The 18,155-nt window shown below is 69.0% G+C and carries 16 protein-coding genes; 2 read left to right on the top strand and 14 right to left on the bottom strand.

The genetic code is table 11. The annotated features are described in order from the left end of the window. Window positions 1–88 precede the first annotated feature (88 nt). The 14 genes from QF046_RS06055 to QF046_RS05990 form a co-directional block, all read right to left on the bottom strand. Window positions 89–859 carry a hypothetical protein gene (locus tag QF046_RS06055; RefSeq protein WP_307367254.1) on the bottom strand — a complete coding sequence of 257 codons (771 nt, stop codon included), beginning with the start codon at window positions 857–859 and terminating at the stop codon, window positions 89–91. A 172-nt stretch (window positions 860–1,031) separates the two neighbouring features. After that, window positions 1,032–2,258 (bottom strand): alpha-hydroxy acid oxidase, encoded by a 1,227-nt coding sequence (locus tag QF046_RS06050; protein WP_307367253.1) that lies wholly within the window; start codon window positions 2,256–2,258, stop codon window positions 1,032–1,034. Then, window positions 2,255–2,980 carry an ABC transporter ATP-binding protein gene (locus QF046_RS06045; protein ID WP_307367252.1) on the bottom strand — a complete coding sequence of 242 codons (726 nt, stop codon included), beginning with the start codon at window positions 2,978–2,980 and terminating at the stop codon, window positions 2,255–2,257. The genes QF046_RS06050 and QF046_RS06045 overlap by 4 nt, the downstream gene beginning before the upstream one ends. Next, window positions 2,973–4,724 carry an ATP-binding cassette domain-containing protein gene (locus QF046_RS06040; RefSeq protein WP_307367251.1) on the bottom strand — a complete coding sequence of 584 codons (1,752 nt, stop codon included), beginning with the start codon at window positions 4,722–4,724 and terminating at the stop codon, window positions 2,973–2,975. The genes QF046_RS06045 and QF046_RS06040 overlap by 8 nt, the downstream gene beginning before the upstream one ends. Continuing rightward, a complete protein-coding gene (locus tag QF046_RS06035) occupies window positions 4,724–5,602 on the bottom strand; it encodes a branched-chain amino acid ABC transporter permease (protein WP_307367250.1) in 879 nt (292 codons plus the stop codon). Before QF046_RS06035 ends, QF046_RS06040 begins: the two co-directional genes overlap by 1 nt. 59 nt (window positions 5,603–5,661) lie before the next feature. Then, a complete protein-coding gene (locus QF046_RS06030) occupies window positions 5,662–6,840 on the bottom strand; it encodes an ABC transporter substrate-binding protein (protein ID WP_307367249.1) in 1,179 nt (392 codons plus the stop codon). 139 nt (window positions 6,841–6,979) lie between these two features. Further along, entirely contained in the window at window positions 6,980–7,339 is a 360-nt protein-coding gene (locus tag QF046_RS06025) for a Fe-S protein (protein WP_307367248.1), read from the bottom strand. A 65-nt stretch (window positions 7,340–7,404) separates the two neighbouring features. After that, the gene (ribH, locus tag QF046_RS06020) at window positions 7,405–7,881 is read right to left on the bottom strand and encodes a 6,7-dimethyl-8-ribityllumazine synthase (RefSeq protein WP_307367246.1); all 477 of its coding nucleotides are present in this window, start codon (window positions 7,879–7,881) and stop codon (window positions 7,405–7,407) included. After that, entirely contained in the window at window positions 7,878–9,152 is a 1,275-nt protein-coding gene (gene ribA / locus QF046_RS06015; RefSeq protein WP_307367244.1) for a GTP cyclohydrolase II, read from the bottom strand. Before ribA ends, ribH begins: the two co-directional genes overlap by 4 nt. Continuing rightward, complete coding sequence (locus QF046_RS06010) at window positions 9,149–9,778, bottom strand: riboflavin synthase (RefSeq protein ID WP_307367243.1); 630 nt, start codon at window positions 9,776–9,778, stop codon at window positions 9,149–9,151. The genes ribA and QF046_RS06010 overlap by 4 nt, the downstream gene beginning before the upstream one ends. After that, window positions 9,778–10,806 carry a bifunctional diaminohydroxyphosphoribosylaminopyrimidine deaminase/5-amino-6-(5-phosphoribosylamino)uracil reductase RibD gene (ribD, locus tag QF046_RS06005; protein WP_307367241.1) on the bottom strand — a complete coding sequence of 343 codons (1,029 nt, stop codon included), beginning with the start codon at window positions 10,804–10,806 and terminating at the stop codon, window positions 9,778–9,780. The genes QF046_RS06010 and ribD overlap by 1 nt, the downstream gene beginning before the upstream one ends. A 254-nt stretch (window positions 10,807–11,060) precedes the next feature. Further along, complete coding sequence (locus tag QF046_RS06000; protein ID WP_307367239.1) at window positions 11,061–11,978, bottom strand: hypothetical protein; 918 nt, start codon at window positions 11,976–11,978, stop codon at window positions 11,061–11,063. Window positions 11,979–12,035: 57 nt separating this feature from the next. Then, the gene (locus QF046_RS05995; protein WP_307367237.1) at window positions 12,036–12,899 is read right to left on the bottom strand and encodes an Fpg/Nei family DNA glycosylase; all 864 of its coding nucleotides are present in this window, start codon (window positions 12,897–12,899) and stop codon (window positions 12,036–12,038) included. Between the two features lie 45 nt (window positions 12,900–12,944). After that, entirely contained in the window at window positions 12,945–13,508 is a 564-nt protein-coding gene (locus QF046_RS05990) for a GNAT family N-acetyltransferase (protein WP_307367235.1), read from the bottom strand. Between the two features lie 73 nt (window positions 13,509–13,581). Here QF046_RS05990 and QF046_RS05985 point away from each other — a divergent pair, with 73 nt between their 5' ends. Together QF046_RS05985 and mfd are read left to right on the top strand one after the other, a co-directional pair. After that, window positions 13,582–14,463 carry an EamA family transporter gene (locus tag QF046_RS05985; protein WP_307367233.1) on the top strand — a complete coding sequence of 294 codons (882 nt, stop codon included), beginning with the start codon at window positions 13,582–13,584 and terminating at the stop codon, window positions 14,461–14,463. Window positions 14,464–14,512: 49 nt separating this feature from the next. Next, the gene (gene mfd, locus QF046_RS05980; RefSeq protein WP_307367231.1) at window positions 14,513–18,046 is read left to right on the top strand and encodes a transcription-repair coupling factor; all 3,534 of its coding nucleotides are present in this window, start codon (window positions 14,513–14,515) and stop codon (window positions 18,044–18,046) included. Window positions 18,047–18,155: the final 109 nt, after the last annotated feature.

Raw genomic sequence — 18,155 nt, 5'->3', positions numbered from 1 at the left:
GGGTATTCGAATCCTGACTCACGAGGAGCTCGTCCGCAGATAGGTCCCCGTGGGCGCCGCGCCTACGGGGACCTATCGGCGGCCCGGATCAGACCTGCGGCGGCGCAGGAGGTGCCGGTGGCGTGTGCGGGCCGTCGGCTGCGGTCGACGGAGCAGATGCCGCGGATGATGTCGCGGACGACGGCGCGGCCAGCGCTGACGGCGAGGCGAGCTCGCTCTCCATCGACCCGAGCCAGTGCTCCCACCGCGAGCGCATCGGAGTGATGAGACCGCCGCCGATGCCGACCACGGCGATGCCGACCAGCGCTGCGAGGACGGCGATGAGGATCGGCATCGTGACGGTGACGGCGACACCGATCTGGTTGAGCGCGGCGATCACGCCCATCGCGATGATCGCGATGGTCACGACGCGAGTCAGGACGGCGCCGAAGCGGAACTTCGCGAGGGCGGGACGCATGATGTCGCCGACGAAGTTCGCGATCGCGGCGACCACGATGATGATCACGATGGCGACGAACAAGCGCGGCAGCCAGCCGATGATGTCCTCGACGATGCCGGAGACCGGGTTGCTGGGACCGAACGCGCCCAGCGCCAGCAGCAGCGCGATGAGCAGGATGAAGTAGTACACCAGCTTGACGACGAGCGTCAACGGGTCGATTCCGGTCGGTGCGAGCAGGCGGGATATGCCGGCCTTGTCGAGCATCTTCTGGAATCCGAGACGCTTGAAGAGGAACTCGAGTCCCTTCGCGATGCTCTTGGCGATCAGCCAGCCGATCAGCAGGATGATGAGGAAGACGATCAGCTGCAGGATGAAATTGCCGATTCCTGCGAGCATGACGCCCAGTCCGGGCCAGTCCATGGTGTTACCTCCCCTTTTCAGTCCGTCGAAGACTGTCCTCAACGGAGGGTGCTCTTCCGGTCTAGCGGGGGATGGTGAACGAGGACAACCGCTTGACGGGGCCGGTCCCGCCGGGTAAAGGGCACGGCGCAGCCGCGAGGATCTTCCTTCTGCAGCACCGACTTGAGCGCGTTCAGCCCAGGCGGACTCGGCCGCGCAGCTCCTGCACCGTCGAGACGCCGGTCAGCTGCATGGTGCGCACGGCCTCGGCGCGCATGATCTGCAGCATCCGGTCGACGCCGCGCTCGCCGCCGGCCATCAGGCCGTACAGGTAGGCGCGACCGACCATGCAGGCGTCCGCGCCGAGTCCGACGGCCGCGAGCACGTCGGCGCCGGAGAGGATGCCGGTGTCGAGGAAGATCTCGGCGCGGTCGCCGACGGCGGATGCCACCTCGGGCAGCAGGCGCAGGGGAGTGGGGGCGCGGTCGAGCTGGCGGCCGCCGTGGTTGGACACCACGAGCGCGTCGGCACCGGCATCCACCACCCGCTGCGCATCGGCCACGGACTGGATGCCCTTCACCACGAGCTTGCCCGACCATTCCTCGCGCAGCCACGCGAGGTCCTCGATCCTCAGCGACGGGTCGAACATCTTCGCCACCAGCTCGGCGACCGTGCCGTCGAAGGAGCGCAGGCTGGCGAACTCGATCGGATCGGTGGTGAGCACGTTGAACCACCACGCCGGATGCCAGGCCATGTCCCACATGGTCTTCAGATTCAACGTCGGCGGGATGGTCAGACCGTTGCGGGCGTCGCGCAGCCGGTTTCCGGCGACAGGGGTGTCGACCGTGAGCACCAGCGTGTCGTAGCCCGCGCGGCGCACATCCTCGATGAGGCGGCGGGTGCCGTCGCGGTCCTTCCACAGGTACAGCTGGAACCAGTTCGTCCCACCCGGAACGGCGGCCTTCAGCTCGGCGGGCGAGGTCGTGCCCATCGTCGACAGCGTGTACGGCACCCCGGCCCGCGCGGCGGCGCGCGCCACGGCCACCTCGCCCTCGTGCTGCATCATCCGGGTGAAGCCGGTGGGCGCCATGATCAGCGGGAATGATGCCGGCTGCCCGAGGATCGTCGTGGAGGTGTCCACCTCGGCGACGTCGTGCAGCACCCGCGGCTCGAACTCCACCTGCGCGAACGCCCGGCGGGCGCGGGCGATGCTGAGCTCCTCCTCGGCGGCGCCGTGGACGTAGTCGAACACCGACCGGGGTGTGGTGCGGCGCGCGATGCGGGCGAGGTCCTTCACGGACAGCGCCTGCGCGAGGCGCCGATCGACACGGTTCCACACCGGATGACGGAAGCCCAGCAGCGGCGCCACCGCACCCCAGGTGGGGATGCGACGGGGGATCCGCCGCGGCGGCAGGGTCATTCCTTCGACCGACCGGTGCCCAGGTACGCCTGGATGATGTCGTCGTCGGCGAGCAGCGCCTCGGAGGATCCGGAGCGCACGATCTCGCCGTTCTGCAGGATGTGGCCCTCGGTGGCGGCCTGCAGCGCTCGGCGTGCGTTCTGCTCCACCAGCAGCACCGTCGTGCCGTCGGCGAGCACCTCGTCGATCACCGCGAACACCTCGTTGACGATCTTCGGCGCCAGGCCCATCGACGGCTCGTCCATCAGGATGAGCTTCGGCCGCGCGAGCATGGCACGCGCGATCGCGAGCATCTGCTGCTCGCCGCCCGAGAGGGAACCCGCCGCCAGCTTGCGCCGCTCGCCGAGCACGGGGAACCGCTGGTACATCTCATCGATCGCCGGTCCGGAGCCTGCGCCGTGCGTGCGGGCGCCCATCTGCAGGTTCTCCGCGATCGTCATGGTCGCGAGGATCTGCCGACCCTCCGGCACCTGCACCAGGCCCTTCGGCACGAGCCGGTGCGACTTGGTCTTCGTGATGTCCGCGCCGTCGAACAGGATCTTCCCGCCGGACGGGCGCACGATCCCGGAGATCGCGTTGATGATCGAGGACTTGCCGGCGCCGTTGGCCCCGACCAGGGTCACCAGGGTGCCGGCGGCGACATCGAAGGAGACGCCGCGCACGGCCTCCACGCGTCCGTACGAGACCGACAGGTCCTGAACGCTCAGCAGCGGCTCAGCCATCGTTCTCCTCCGCAGCCGTCGTCTTCGTCGGGGTTGTTGATGGCGGGGCGACGGCTGCCGCGGCATCCGTCTCGCCGTCATCCGCCGCACCCAGGTACGCCTCGATCACACGCTCGTCGGCGGCGATGTCGGCGGGAGTGCCGTCGGCGAGCACTTCGCCGAAGTTCAGCACGATGATGTGGTCGCAGGTGTCCAGCACCATGCCCACGTTGTGCTCGATGAAGATGATCGTCAGGCCGTCCGCGGCCAGCGAGCGGATCAGGTCGCTCAGCCCGTCGGCCTCGACGTGGTTCATGCCGGCGGCGGGCTCGTCGAGGATCAGCAGCGACGGGTCGGCAGCCAGTGCGCGGGCGATCTCCAGGCGGCGCTGGTCGCCGTAGGAGAGTCCCTTCGCGAGCGTGTTCGCCTTGTCGAGCAGGCCCACCCGATCCAGGCAGCGCGCGGCGTGCGCGAGGGCGGTCTGCTCGTCGCGGCGCGCAGAGGGCAGCCAGATCAGTCGGCGCAGGAACGTGGGCTTGGCGACCACGTGCGCGCCGATCAGCACGTTCTCCAGCGCCGTGAGGCGATTGAACAGCTTGGAGTGCTGGAACGTGCGGGTGACGCCGGCCGCCGCGATCTTGTGCACCGGGGTGCGCCCGATCGGCACGCCCAGCACCGTGGCGCTGCCGGAGGACGGCGGGATGAGCCCGCTGATCATGTTCACGAGGGTCGTCTTGCCGGCGCCGTTCGGGCCGATCAGGCCGACCACTTCGCCGCTGCGCACGGTCAGGTTCACGCCGCGGACGGCGTGCACGCCGCCGTACTCCTTGGCGAGATCCTTCAGCTCGGCCACGACCTCACCGGCGGCGGGGTGGGCGCGCAGGCTGAGGCCCGCGGCATCCGTCTGCAGCGAGGAGACGTCGACCTTCTGGCGACGGCGGGGGATGAGGCTCGCGATGCCGCCGGGCAGGTACAGAATTACCAGGAGCAGCAGCAGGCCGGAGATGAACGGGCGGATCCAGCCCGCCTCGATGCCGATCGTGCGCTGGATCTCGGGGAGCATCGTCTGGAAGCCGCTGCCGAGGATCGGGCCGAAGAAGTTGGCCGTGCCGCCGACCACGGCGGTGACGAGACCGTCGATGGCCGTGGTGAAGCCGAAGTCCTCCGGCGCCACGAGGCGCACGTAGTACGCCCACATCACGCCGTACAGGCCGGCCAGCACACCCGCGGCGACGAAGGCCGACAGGCGGTGTCCGCCGACGTTGATGCCGATGGAGCGGGCGGCGAGCTCATCCTCGCGGATGGCCTCCAGCGCGCGCCCGTAGCGGGAGCGGCTCTGCCGGGCGAACCAGTACGTCACCAGTGCCAGCACGATCCAGGCGACGATCGGGGTGAGCGTCTTCGGCACCGACATGCCCTGTGCGCCGCCGGTCCATTCCGAGTTCAGCAGGAAGATGCGGATCGCCTCGGCGAAGCCGAGCGTCGCGATCGCGAGATACACGCCGCGCAGCCTCATGGTCGGGAGCCCCAGGATCACCGCCGTCACGGCGCCGACGAGCATGCCGACGATCATCGCGAACAGCAGCGTCGGGATCGGCCCCCACTGGGCGGGCGGCGGGGTCAGCGTGGCGGCGGTGAAGCCGGCGATGCCCGCGAATCCGGCCTGCGCCAGGCTGAGCTGGCCGGCGACGAGCACCGCGTAGAACGAGAACGCGAAGACGCCGTTGAGGGCGATGAAGACGAGAGTCGATTCGGTGAAGAGCATCAGACCTCACGCACCTTGCGCTTGCCGAACAGGCCCTCGGGCCGCACCAGCAGGATGACGAACAGCAGCGCGAACGCGATCAGGTCGCGCCAGCTGGAGCCGATGTACTGGATGGCGAACACCTCGGCGATACCGAGGATGAGCCCACCGACGAGGGAGCCCGACAGCGAGCCCATGCCGCCGACGATGATCACCGCGAGGCCCTTCAGTTCGATCGCACTGCCCATGCCCAGCTGCGCGCTGTTCACGTTCAGCGCGAACAGCACGCCGGCGACCGCGCCGAGAGCGGTGGAGATGGCGAACGTCGTCGCGGTGACGCCCTCGACGTTCACGCCGAGCACGCGCGCGGCGGTCGGGTTCTCGGCGACCGCCCGCATGGACCGACCCAGCGAGGAGCGCTGCACCAGGATGCTGAGCGCGATCATCAGACCCAGCGACACGGCCAGGATGATGATCTGCAGCCAGCTCGCGGTCAGGTCACCGAACTCCAGCGCATCCTCGGGGATGGTCCCCACGGGGAAGCGCCGGGTGTTCGGGCCGAAAACCGCCTGCAGCAGCGCGACGATCATCCCCGCCATGGCTATCGATGAGATCAGCCCGGCGAAGTGCGCGTCCGGCCGCTCGCGGAGCGGCCGGAACGCGATGCGCTCGATGAGCAGACCCATGATCGCCCCGAACGCGAACACCGCGATGAGCACGAGCCACAGCGGCAGATCGAAGGCCTCTGTCATCCAGATGCCCACGAACGCCGAGGCGGCGAACACGGAGGGGTGGGCCAGATTCAGCCGATCGAGGATGCCGAACACCAGGGTGAACCCGATGGCGAACAGCGCGTAGATCGAACCGAGGAACAGGCCGTTCAGTAGCTGCTGCAGCATGGGGGCTCCCGGCGGGTGGTCGGAGTCGTCGGATCAGGAGGGCGTCGGTTCTGAACGCGTCAGTTCAGAACCGCGAACTTGCCGTCCTCGACGATCTGCACGACGGCGGAGTGCTCAGCGTCGCGGTCCTTGTTGATGGTCAGCGAGCCGAGCGGCGTCTTCAGGTCCTTGACCTGCGTCAGGCCGTCCTGCACGTCGGCGCGCTCACCGGAGCAGTTCACGCGGACCGCGTGGTCGAGCGCCAGCAGGCCGGTGTACGCCTGTGCGGCGAACTGGTCGGGGCCCGCGCCGTACTCGTCCTCGTACTCCTTCATGAAGGCCGTGTTCTCGGGGCTGTCCGACGCGGAGTTCCAGGCGGCGCCCACGATGACGCCCTCGGCGGCGGCGCCGGCGTCCTTCATCAGCTGCGGGTTGTTGAAGCCGTTGCCGCCGATGATCGGAGCATCGATGCCGAGTTCACGGGCCTGAGTGACCAGCGGGATGGCGGCCTCGATGAGGGCCGAGACGACGATGGCGTCGGGCTTGCTCTCCTTCGCGGCCGTCAGGAGGCTCCGGAAGTCGGTGTCCTTGACCGAGAACTTCAGGGTGTCGACCACGTCGACGCCCTGGTCCTTGAGGGACTCGGCCATCACCTTGTAGCCCGACTCCGTGAAGGCGTCGTCATTGCTGTACATGACGACGACCTTCTTCAGGTCGAACTTCTCGGTGGCGGCCTCGATCGTCTGCGGGATGACCTGGCCCTCGGTGAGGGAGTCGCGGAAGATGAAGTCGCCCTGCTCGGTGATGCCGGCCGCGGTATTCGAGATGGCCAGCACCGGCATCCCGCCGTCCTGGGCGATCGGCTGCGCCTGGAAGGCCGTGTTCGACAGGGTGGGTCCGATGACGGCGCTGGTGCCGTCGGCGACGAACTTCTCGAAGACGCCGATGGCCTGCTTCGGGTCGGTGCCGTCGTCCTCGATCTTGAGGTCGTACTTCACGCCGTCCTTGGCGTTGAGGTCCTTGAGGGCGAGCTTCAGGCCGTTCTGCTGCGATTCGCCGTAGCTGGCCGCGGCGCCCGTCAGGCTGAGGGCCGCACCCAGGGGAACGGTGCCCTCGATCGTGCAGGCGTCTCCCGAGCCCGAGCCCTTCAGGCTGCCGCCGGCGTCGCCGCCGGTGCCTCCTCCGGTGCTGCTGCTGCAGCCCGCGAGCAGGAGCGCGGATGCGGACAGGATGACGGCGGTGCGAAGTGCTTTGCGCATGGGGATCTCCGTTTCAACGATGAATCAGGTCGCCCCTGCTACGTCGGATCGATGATCCCGCGTCGCGTGCACTGCGCAACAGCCTCGCTGCGGATAAGGCAGGGCGATGGATCGATCCTATCGTCAGGCTGATGGCGGGTCAGCGCCACAGGACGGCGATGCCGGCGTTGACGAGCGTCAGCACGCCGACGCCCCAGAACAGCACCGGCGGGACGGCGCCGGACTTCTTCTGGCGGCCCTGGCCGATGCCGAGGAACGCGCCGATGACGATGAGGACGACGAGCTTCGTGCCGATCTTGGCGTAGTTCATCTCCGCGCCCTCGGGCAGTCCCCACGGCGCGGCGAGGATCAGTCCGGCGACCGCCGCGATCGAGATGCCGATCTGCATCAGCCGGGTGATCTCGTGCTTGCCGCCGAACGCCTGCACGGCCCAGGAGCCGAACAGCACGGCGAAGCCGATGAGGTGGATGAAAAGAACGATGTGGCGCAGGGTCTCCATGCCCTCAGGCTAGCCAATCCCGGTGCTGGGCGGTATCTGCTACGGGAGCCCGCGGTACTGGTCGCTCAGCCGCGCAGGTCGGCGAGGAGACGCGCGGTGCGCAGCGCGGCATCGGCGGCCTCGGCGCCCTTGTCCTCCTTCGAGTCCGGAAGACCCGCGCGGTCCAGGCCCTGCTGCTCGTCGTCGAGGGTGAGCAGCCCGAAGCCGACCGGCTTGCCGGCATCCAGCGAGACCCGCGTCAGGCCGTCGGTCGACGCCGCCGAGACGTACTCGAAGTGCGGAGTTCCGCCGCGGATGATCACGCCGAGCGCCACGACGGCGTCCGCACCGCCGGCGAAGGCCGCCTGCGCGGTCACGGCCAGCTCGAAGGAACCGGGCACCCGCACCAGCGAGTGCTCTGCGCCCGCGGCGTCGAGCGTGCGCTGGGCGCCGGCGATCAGGCCGTTCGAGATCGTCTCGTGCCAGGTCCCGGCGATGACGACGACCCGCAGGCCGCTTCCATCGACGGGAGAGGGGGTGGTGGGGGCTCCGGCGCCGCTCATGCGTCGTCCTTTCCATCTGCGAGCGCCTGGGCCAGCTCGGCTTCGCCGATGATGTGGCCCATGCGATCGCGCTTGGTCTCGAGGTACTGGTGGTTGTTGGGGCCGACGCCGACGATCAGGGGCACCTGCTCGACGACGTCGAGGCCGAGCTCGCGCAGCTTGTCCACCTTGTCGGTGTTGTTGGTCAGCAGGCGCACCTTCGAGATCCCGAGGTCGGAGAGGATTCCGGCCGCCGCCGCGTAGTCGCGTGCGTCGGCGGGCAGGCCGAGTGCGAGGTTGGCGTCGACGGTGTCCAGGCCCTCTTCCTGAAGGCTGTATGCACGCAGTTTGTTGATCAGGCCGATGCCGCGACCCTCGTGGCCGCGCATGTAGACGACCACCCCGCCCTCGGCGTCGATCAGCTCCAGTGCGGCCTGCAGCTGCGGGCCGCACTCGCACTTCTCCGAGCCGAAGGCCTCGCCGGTCAGGCACTCGGAGTGCACGCGCACCAGTGCGGTCTCACCCGGCGTGCCGGAGACGACCGCGATGTGGTCGGTGCCGGTGACGCGGTCCTTGTAGGCGAGGAAGCGGAAGTTGCCGTGCGAGGTGGGCACGTTGGCGTCGGCGCGCAGGCTCACCCGGCGCTGGGTCTTCTGCACGGTGCAGTCGGCCTCGTCGCGCGGGTCGGTCTCGTTCAGGTGCCTGATGAGCTGCTCGATGGTGATCACCGGCACGTTCTCGCGCTCGCCGAGCTCGAGCAGCCCTGGTAGGCGCATCATGCTGCCGTCATCCGCGACGACCTCCGCAATGGCGCCCACGGGCTGAAGGCCGGCGAGGGTCATCAGTTCGACGGCGGCCTCGGTGTGGCCGCCGCGCTGCCGCACGCCCCCATCGACGGCGCGCAGCGGCAGGATGTGTCCGGGGCGGATGATGCTCGTGGCGGTGGACTGCGGGTTCGCCAGCACGTTCAGCGTCAGGGCGCGGTCATGGGCGCTGATGCCGGTGGTCACTCCGACCGCAGCATCGACGCTCACCGTGTACGCCGTGGATCGGGCATCCTCATTGCTCTCCACCATGGGCGGGAGATTGAGGCTGTCGGCGAGGTCGGCGGGCATCGGTGCACAGATGAGGCCCGAGGTCCAGCGCACCATCCAGGCCATGACCTCGGGGGTCGCGAGCTCGGCCGAGATGATGATGTCGCCCTCGTTCTCGCGGTTCTCGTCGTCGGCGACGATGACGGGCTTGCCGGCGCGCAGCGCCTCGAGGGCGTCGTTGATGGGGGAAAGGCTCATCGTGAGCCTCCTTCCGAAACGGGGCGGAACGCCAGCAGGCGCTCCACGTGACGAGCGAGGATGTCGGTCTCGAGGTTGACGACGTCGCCGGGGGCGAGCGCGCCGAGGATGGTGGCCTCGAGGGTCTCGGGGATCAGCGAGACCTCGAACCATGCCTTGGTCTCTGAAGGGTCGCTCACGGCGCTGACCGTGAGCGAGGTGCCGGCGACGCTGATGGAGCCCTTGTCGACGACGAGGGCGGCGAGATCGGCGGGAAGGCTGAAGCGCAGCACGCTCCACTGGTCGCCCGGGCGGACTTCGAGCACGGAGCCGGTGCCGTCGACATGGCCCTGCACGATGTGTCCGCCCAGTCGCGCCCCGACGGGCATGGCCTTCTCGATGTTCACGCGGGTGCCGACCTGCACGGCCCCGAGCGCCGAGACGTCGAGGGTCTGCTTCATGACATCCGCGTCGAACGTGTCGGTCGTCGAGCCGACCACGGTCAGGCAGACACCACTGACGGCGATGGATTCGCCGTGCACGGCATCCGATGCGGCCTTCGGTGCGCGCACCGTGAGACGCCAGCCGTCTCCGGACGGCGCGATCGCGGCGATCTCGCCGATCTCCTCGATGATTCCGGTGAACATCAGCTTCCTTCCGATTCGGAGGTGACGCGGGCGACGGCCAGCAGATCCTCGCCGAGTGGAATCCACTCGTCGACGGTCAGCCGGCGCGCGTCGGCGATGGTGCCCACGCCGATGTCGGCGAGGGCGAGGCGCCCGCCGCCGAGCAGCACGGGGGCGATGTAGGCGAGCACGGCGTCGGCGAGGCCGGCGGCGAGGAACGCGCTGGCCAGCGTGGGGCCGCCTTCGACGAAGACCCGCTGCACCCCGCGCTCGCGGAGGTCGGCGAGCACGGCGTTGAGGTCGTGGGTGTCGTAGAAGATCGGGGCCAGCGGATGCCGGTGCACCGCCGCGTCCGCTGGGGTCGCACGCGAGCCGATGACGACGGGGATGGGCTGGTGGGCCAGCAGCGCGTCGCCGTCGCGGGCGGTGAGGGCGGGGTCGTCGGCGAGCACCGTTCCGGTGCCGACGACGATCGCGTCGGCCTGCGCTCGGCGTGCGTGCACATCGGCCCGTGCGACGGGGCCGGTGATCCACTGGCTGGTGCCGTCGGATGCCGCGGCGCGCCCGTCCAGGCTCTGCGCCCACTTCACGGTCACGTGCGGGCGGCCCAGCCGCTGCACGGACAGCCAGTCGGCGATCAGGGTGTGGGCGGCATCCGATTCGAGGCCGGCGACGACGTCGAGGCCCGCGGCGCGCATCCGGTCGCTGCCTCCGCTGGACGCCACGCCCGGATCATCGAGCGCATAGATCACCCGGGCCACGCCGGCATCGATGAGCGCCTGCGAGCAGGGCCCCGTGCGTCCGGTGTGGTTGCAGGGCTCCAGCGTGACGACTGCGGTCGCGCCGGCGGCTTCGCCCGGTGCGAGCTTCGAGAGGGCGTCGACCTCGGCGTGCGGGGTTCCGGCGCCGTGGTGCCACCCCTCGGAGAGCGTCTCGCCGGTGGGGGAGAGGATGACGGCGCCCACCTGCGGGTTCAGCCCGCGGGGGCCGTGCGCGGCGAGTGCGAGCGCCCGCGACATCGCGTCGCGTTCCGCGTCGTTCACTGCCATCGGTCGTCCTTCTCTGGGTAACCGGGGCCGACAGCGCGCGCGATGGCGTCGCCCGTGCTGCCTCTCTTCCGGACTAGCGAGCTGCTGCTCGCATCACCGTCGGTTCCGGATTTCCACCGGATCGGCGCCTGTCGCCAGGCGTTCGCGGACTGTCACCGCCGGTTCGGATTCACACCGACCCCGGAGCACGTTGATGCTTCCGAGTGTACTCAACGCCGGAGCAGTCGATTCATTCCCCGTAATGTTCGGCGGAGTCACCCCAATAGGCGGCGGATCCATCCGCGCAGCCCGCGGTCTACAGGACCGGAGTTGGCCGTGGCCTGATTCAGCGCTTCGGCCGTGTGTGCGAACTGCTCGCGGAGTCGGTTGTACTGGCCGCCGCGTCGGTGGATGGCATAGCCGAGTCCCAGAGCCACCAGTGCGACGATGCTGATGATCCAGGGAGATACATCGCCGACCGGCAGGAAGAATTGGGCGACTGCGGCACCGAGAACGGCGGTGGCCAAGGCGATGATGCCGCCACCGATCCACTCATGAAGTCGCGCGATGCTGTGGGCTCGTCGGGCGTACCGCAGCGCATCGTCCATCGATCCGGTCTGCCCAGGGACGGGGAAAGTCGGCTTGCTTCGTGTCGGCCAGGGGTTCTCCGCCAGGGCCTTCTGGTCGTCAGTCATTCCTGAGAAGTACGGCGCGCTGCGGTTGGTGGCGGTGATGCGCCGGATGCCGTTGAGTACCAAGATCCACACCGTGATGAGCAGCCCGAGGAGCACGAGGGAGACGATTGCTCGCCGTGTCTCGGCGGATCTCTGCAGTTCGATGCTGAGAAGCACTGCGAGCATTGCGCCGAACAGGAACCAGCGGCCGGTCAGGGACTGGAACGTCGCAGAGGCATAGTCTCGCATCCGGACTGTCTTGTGAGGCCCATGGGGGTTGGTGGCGCTGATGAAGGCTGTGAACCCGCATGCCCCTTCGATGAGGCCTAGCGTCAGCACGACTTGCACAAAACTGGCTGCGGTCCTGTTGACCGTTGTTGCAACTTCTGCCGCCGACCCGCCCAGTGGCCAGGGGATGTATTCGGGCACCCAAAGGATCGTGGCTCCGAAGAGCTGGAACAGTGCAACGAGGAGAACAGCCATCAGGGTGATCCACCAGACGACCTGGCTGAGGATCATGGTGCCGTGTCCGACCGCGACGGTCCTGCCAGTGCGAGTTCTGAACGCCACGGCGACCTACTTCAGCAGCCGCGAGAGCCGCCGATCCGCGAGGATCTTGCCCCCGGTCTGACAGGTGGGGCAGTACTCCAGGCTCCGGTCCGCGAAGAACACGGATCGCACGGTGTCGCCGCAGACCGGGCAGGCCTCGCCGCGTCGGGCGTGCACCTGCATCCCGCGGCGCTTGGCGTCCTTCAGATCTGCCGGGGGCTTGCCGGCCGACTCGGCGATCGCCTCGCGCAGCGTGTCCTGCATGGCGGTGTAGAGGCGGTCGATCTGCGCGTCGTCGAGACCGGCGGCGGGCGCGTAGGGGGACATCTTCGCGGCGTGCAGGATCTCGTCGCTGTAGGCGTTGCCGATGCCCGCGATCAGGTTCTGGTCGCGCAGCAGGCCCTTGATCTGCATCCGCCTGCCCGCCAGCAGCGCCGCGAACGCCTCCCGCGTGAACGACGCGTCCAGCGGATCGGGCCCCAACCGTGCGATGCCCGGCACGTCCTGCGGATCACGCACCACGTACACCGCGAGCGACTTCTTCGTGCCCGCCTCGGTCAGATCGAACCCGCTGCCATCGTCCAGCGCCACGCGCAGTGCGATCGGGCTGCGGCCCGGCTTGATCAGCGTGGTCGACAGGGCGTCGTACCAGCGCAACCACCCTGCCTTGGCCAAGTGGAAGATCACGTGAAGTTCATCGCCCAGGCTCAGATCGATGAACTTCCCATGCCGCGCGGTCGCCGTGATCGTCGCATCCTGCAGCGCGTGCACGGGCGGGTCGAAGGTCTTCAGCGCCGCGATGGCGGCCACGCTGACGCGCGTGACGGTGCGCCCCACGGCGCGCTCGCCGAGGAAATCGACGAGCCCCTGCACCTCCGGCATCTCGGGCATGCAGACATCCTGCCATCCGTGCCGGACATCCGACAGTGCGACCGATCAGAGGACGGGCCACTCCACGGGTATGCGGTCATCGGACGCCAGCAGGCCGGCGATCCAGCCGTCGTCGCGGCCGCGCGGGCTGGTCAGGCCCTGGCGCAGCATCCCCTCGTACCGGAAACCCAGACCGCGAGCGGTGCGCGCGGACGGCACATTGCCGACCACGGCCCGCCACGCGAGCCGTGCGAGCTTCAACTCCTCGAACGCGTAGTCGACGACCGCGCGGCCGGCTTCACCCATGAGGCCCCGGCCGCGGTGCGCGGCCGTGCCCCAGTACCCGATCTCGGCCTCGCCGCCCTGCGGGTGCGAGGTGATTTTGTGCAGCCCGATCATGCCGGCCAGTTCGCCGTCGCGCCGGATCGCCCAGACCGTCTCGACGCCGTCCGCCCACCATCCGGCGACGAGTGCGACGAAATCTTCGCCGTCCTTGCGCGTGTACGGGCTCGGCACGGTGGTCCAGCGCGGCACCTCCGGGTCCTGACAGGCGGCGGTGATCGCATCGACGTCGTCGAGGGTGGGGATGCTGAGAACGAGCCGCTCGGTGCGCAGGGTGACGGGTTCCATCGCACCAGCGTAAGGCGACGGCTGGGTAGGCTGAGACCGCGGCCGATCCGCCGTCAGACCGAGGAGGACGGCTGTGCCGATGCAGCGCTCATCGCCCCGAGGCGTCATCGTCTCGCTGCTGGCATCCGTGCTGTTCGCCTGCATCTTCTACCTCGCGGCGCAGCTGAGCTCCTCGGCCGAGGTCGTCTGGGCCTGGCGCGTGCTCGCGACACTCAGCCTGTACCTCTTCGCGCTGTGGCATCCGTCTTCCCGTTCCGCACTGCTGGTGCTGCTGCGCCGGCTGAGGAGCCGCTGGTGGCTGCCACCGCTCGCTCTGCTGCTCGCCGCGATCGTCGGAGTGCAGCTGTGGCTGTTCATGTGGGCTCCCATGCACGGACACGGACTCGACGCATCGCTGGGCTACCTGCTGCTCCCGATCACGCTGGTGCTGGGCGGTCGGTTCATCCTGCACGCACCGGTGAGTCGGATGCAGTGGGGCGTGGTCGCGCTCGCCGCGGTGGCCGTCGCCGTCAAGCTCGTCGCCACACCCCAGCTGTCGTGGGTGACGCTGGTGATCTGCATCCCCTACGCCGTCTACTTCGTGCTGCGACAGCGCTTCGGACTCGACGGCCCGTTCGTGTTCGGACTGGAGCTGGCGGTGATGTCGCCGATCGCAGTGGTGATGCTGGCCGCCGCGACGCCCGGCCCGCTGCCGATGTCCGAACTCGCGGGACTCGCTGCTGTGGGAGTGCTCGGCGGGTTCGGGATGGTGCTGTACCTGGGCGCGTCGACCATGCTCTCCATGCCGGTCTTCGGTCTGCTCACCTATGTGGAGCCGGTGCTGCTGGTGGCTGTGGCGTTCGTGCTGGGGGAGCGGATGCAGGGCGCCGACGCCGTCGTCTACGGCATCCTGGCCGTGGCGCTTGCGCTCCTGGCAGTGGAGGGCTTCCGTGGTGCGCGTCGTCCGCGTCGGTGAGACGGGAAGCACGGGAGCGATGTCGGTGGGCGGACAGTAGACTTCCCCGGTGACTGTTCCGGGGATTCTGCGTGCCTTGGAAGAGGCGAACCTTTACCGCGACGCCCTCACCTGGGCGAAGACCGATGCCGAGATCTCGGTGGTCGACGGGCTCGACGCCCCGGTGATCGCGGGGCTCCTCGACAAGCGCGCACAGGGCGGGCATCCGGCATCCGTCCTCATCGTGACGCCGACCGGCCGCCGGGCCGAGTCGGTTGCCGCCGCGCTGGGCTCGTACGCCGCCGACGCCGAGATCCTCACCTTCCCGGCCTGGGAGACGCTGCCGCACGAGCGGCTGAGCCCCAGCCCCGACACGGTCGGCCGCCGCCTGGAGGTGCTGCGCCGCATCACGACGTGGGACGGCAGCAGGCCGCTGGCAGTCGTCGCCTCGGTGCGTGCCGCCCTGCAGCCGCTGGCGGCGAACCTCGGCGATGCCGCACCGCTGGAGCTGCGGGTGGGCTCGCGTGGCACGGAGCTCGAGGAGGCCGTGGAGAGGCTTGTCGAGCGCGCGTACTCCCGGGTGGACATGGTCTCGCGCCGTGGCGAGTTCGCCGTGCGCGGCGGCATCCTCGACGTCTTCCCGCCGACGGCCGATCACCCGCTGCGGGTGGAGTTCTTCGGCGACGAGATCGACCAGATCCGCGCCTTCTCGGTCGCCGACCAGCGCTCGCTCCCGGGTGACGTGGAATCCGTTGAACTGCCTGCCAGCCGCGAGCTGCTGCTCACCGCCGATGTGCGCGAACGGGCCGCCGCCCTGGTGGGGCAATTCCCGGCGATCTCCGGGATGCTCGAGAAGATGGCGGAGGGCATTCCCGTGGAGGGGATGGAATCGCTGCTGCCCGCGGTCTCGGGTCCGCTGATGACCCTGGTCGAGTACCTGCCCGCAGGCTCCGCAACCGCGCTCGTCGACCCCGAGCGGGCAAGCGGACGCGCGCAGAACCTCGGCGAGACCAACCGCGAGTTCCTGGAGGCGGCGTGGAGCGCGGCGACCTCCGGAGCATCCGCACCGATCGATCTGGGCGCCGGCGACTTCATCTCCATCGCGCGGCTGCGTGAGATCGTGCGCGACCGCGACGGAGTGTGGTGGCGACTGAGCGCCTTCGCCGCTGACGATGCGGATGCCGAGAACCTGGACTCCTCGATCATCCCCTCCTTCCACGGCAACGTCGACGGTGCGATCTCTTTCGTGGAGACGCGCCTGGGCGAGGGCTGGCGCGTGGTGGTCATCGCAACGGGGCAGGGGCTCATCGAACGGGCGCGCGACGTGCTCAGCGATCGAGGACTCGCAGCCCGCGTGCTCACAGACCTGACCGACGCGCCTGAGGCGGGCGTCGCGAGCCTTGTGGTCGGGGCCGTCGAATCCGGCTTCCAGGTGCCCGAGGCGAAGCTCGCCGTCCTCACCGACAACGAGTTCTACGGCCGCACGATCGGCGGCGATCAGCGCGTCGTGAAGAAGCTCGCCTCGCGTCGGCGCAACGTCGTCGACCCGCTGCAGCTGAAGCAGGGCGACTACGTCGTGCACACCACCCATGGCATCGGCCGCTTCGTCGAGATGACCAAGCGCGAGGTGTCCTCCGGCGGGCGCAATGCCGTCAAGACCACGCGTGAGTACCTGGTGCTCGAGTACGCGCCCTCCAAGCGCGGCTACCCGGGCGACAAGCTGTACGTGCCCACCGACCAGCTCGACCTGCTCTCGAAGTACGTCGGCGGTGAGGCCCCCGTGCTGTCGAAGATGGGCGGCAGCGACTGGTCGGCAGCCAAGGGCAAGGCGCGCAGGGCCGTGCGCGACATCGCCGTCGAGCTCGTGAAGCTGTACTCGGCGCGCATGAGCGCCAAGGGGCACGCCTTCGGGCCGGACACGCCCTGGCAGCGCGAGCTGGAGGAGGCATTCCCGTTCGCCGAGACCCAGGACCAGCTGCAGACGATCGACGAGATCAAGGCCGACATGGAGCGGCCGGTCCCCATGGACCGTCTGCTCAGTGGCGACGTCGGCTTCGGCAAGACCGAGGTCGCCGTGCGTGCCGCGTTCAAAGCCATCCAGGAGGGCAAGCAGGTCGCGATGCTCGTGCCGACCACCCTGCTGGTCAAGCAGCACATGGAGACCTTCACCGAGCGCTTCGCCGGATTCCCCGTGCAGGTGCGCGCCCTCTCGCGCTTCCAGACCGACAAGGAGGCCAGGCTCACGCTGCAGGGCCTCATCGACGGCTCGGTCGACATGGTGATCGGAACGCACCGGATCCTCACCGAGAAGGTGCTGTTCAAGGACCTCGGGCTGATGATCATCGACGAGGAGCAGCGGTTCGGCGTCGAGCACAAGGACAAGCTCAAGAAGATGAAGACCAATGTCGACATCCTCGCCATGAGCGCAACCCCCATCCCGCGGACGCTGGAGATGGCGGTCACAGGCATCCGGGAGATGTCGACGCTGCAGACGCCTCCCGAGGACCGGCATCCGATCCTCACCTTCGTCGGCCCGCGCAGCGACAAGCAGATGGCCGCGGCGATCCGCCGCGAGATCCTGCGCGAGGGACAGATCTTCTTCGTGCACAACCGGGTGCAGTCGATCCAGCGCGTGGCCGCGGAGCTCGCCGAGCTCGTGCCCGAGGCGCGCATCGCCGTCGCCCATGGCCGCATGGGCGAGCACCAGCTCGAGCAGGTCGTCGATGACTTCTGGGAGCGCAAGTACGACGTGCTCGTCTCGACCACCATCATCGAGACCGGTCTGGACATCTCCAACGCGAACACGATCATCATCGACAAGGCCGACAAGTACGGTCTGTCTCAGCTGCATCAGCTGCGCGGGCGCGTGGGACGCGGGCGTGAGCGCGCCTACGCGTACTTCCTCTACGACGACTCCAAGCCGCTCAGCGAGACGGCCGCGGACCGGCTGCAGACCATCGCCGTCAACAACGAGCTCGGCTCGGGCACGCAGGTCGCGCTGAAGGACCTCGAGCTGCGCGGTGCGGGCAACATGCTCGGCGCCGAGCAGGCCGGCCACATCGCGGGCGTCGGCTTCGACCTCTACCTGCGCATGATCGGCGAGGCCGTCGCGGACTTCCGCGGTGAGGAGACCGAGACCGGTGGGGAGCTGCGGCTCGAACTGCCGGTGGAGGCCCGCATCCCCGAGCACTACATCGACAGCGAACGTCTGCGCCTGGAGGCGTACCAGAAGCTGTCCTCCGCGGCCACGGCGACCGCCCCCGACGACGCGATCGACCTGGTCTCCGAGGAGCTCATCGACCGGTACGGGGCGTTCCCCGACGAGGTGCAGACCCTGTTCGCCGTCGCGCGGCTGCGTCGCAGGGCAGCGCGCGCCGGGCTCACGGATGTCGTGGCGATGGGCTCCAACCTGCGCGTCGCCCCCGCGCACCTCGAGGACTCCATGAAGGTGCGCCTGCAGCGGCTGTATCCGAAGGCGAAGCTCGTCGGCGGGGGCGAGGCGGCGGTGCTGCCGATGCCCGTCGACACCGACATCCTGGAGTGGGTCGGCAACCTGTTCACCGCGATGTTCCCGGAGCCGGTGAAGGCCGCCGCGTCGACCTGAGCACTGTCGTCTGCCGCGGAGACATGCGCTTCGCGCGGACTGGATGCCGGATTCGGTCCGTGGCACGCGTTTTTCTCCGCGTGACGCGTCGGTCACAGCTTTTCTACGC

The organism is Microbacterium sp. W4I4 (assembly GCF_030816235.1).
Classification (GTDB): Bacteria; Actinomycetota; Actinomycetes; order Actinomycetales; family Microbacteriaceae; genus Microbacterium.
Note: the sequence above shows the minus strand (reverse complement) of the source record. Positions and strands in the feature narration are given on the sequence as shown.

Bases quoted from the DNA above. Each gene is read 5' to 3' on its own strand.
- QF046_RS06055 (WP_307367254.1), bottom strand. From the start codon at position 859: ATGGACTGGCCCGGACTGGGCGTCATGCTCGCAGGAATCGGCAATTTC.
- QF046_RS06050 (WP_307367253.1), bottom strand. From the start codon at position 2,258: ATGACCCTGCCGCCGCGGCGGATCCCCCGTCGCATCCCCACCTGGGGT.
- QF046_RS06045 (WP_307367252.1), bottom strand. From the start codon at position 2,980: ATGGCTGAGCCGCTGCTGAGCGTTCAGGACCTGTCGGTCTCGTACGGA.
- QF046_RS06040 (WP_307367251.1), bottom strand. From the start codon at position 4,724: ATGCTCTTCACCGAATCGACTCTCGTCTTCATCGCCCTCAACGGCGTC.
- QF046_RS06035 (WP_307367250.1), bottom strand. From the start codon at position 5,602: ATGCTGCAGCAGCTACTGAACGGCCTGTTCCTCGGTTCGATCTACGCG.
- QF046_RS06030 (WP_307367249.1), bottom strand. From the start codon at position 6,840: ATGCGCAAAGCACTTCGCACCGCCGTCATCCTGTCCGCATCCGCGCTC.
- QF046_RS06025 (WP_307367248.1), bottom strand. From the start codon at position 7,339: ATGGAGACCCTGCGCCACATCGTTCTTTTCATCCACCTCATCGGCTTC.
- ribH (WP_307367246.1), bottom strand. From the start codon at position 7,881: ATGAGCGGCGCCGGAGCCCCCACCACCCCCTCTCCCGTCGATGGAAGC.
- ribA (WP_307367244.1), bottom strand. From the start codon at position 9,152: ATGAGCCTTTCCCCCATCAACGACGCCCTCGAGGCGCTGCGCGCCGGC.
- QF046_RS06010 (WP_307367243.1), bottom strand. From the start codon at position 9,778: ATGTTCACCGGAATCATCGAGGAGATCGGCGAGATCGCCGCGATCGCG.
- ribD (WP_307367241.1), bottom strand. From the start codon at position 10,806: ATGGCAGTGAACGACGCGGAACGCGACGCGATGTCGCGGGCGCTCGCA.
- QF046_RS06000 (WP_307367239.1), bottom strand. From the start codon at position 11,978: ATGATCCTCAGCCAGGTCGTCTGGTGGATCACCCTGATGGCTGTTCTC.
- QF046_RS05995 (WP_307367237.1), bottom strand. From the start codon at position 12,899: ATGCCCGAGATGCCGGAGGTGCAGGGGCTCGTCGATTTCCTCGGCGAG.
- QF046_RS05990 (WP_307367235.1), bottom strand. From the start codon at position 13,508: ATGGAACCCGTCACCCTGCGCACCGAGCGGCTCGTTCTCAGCATCCCC.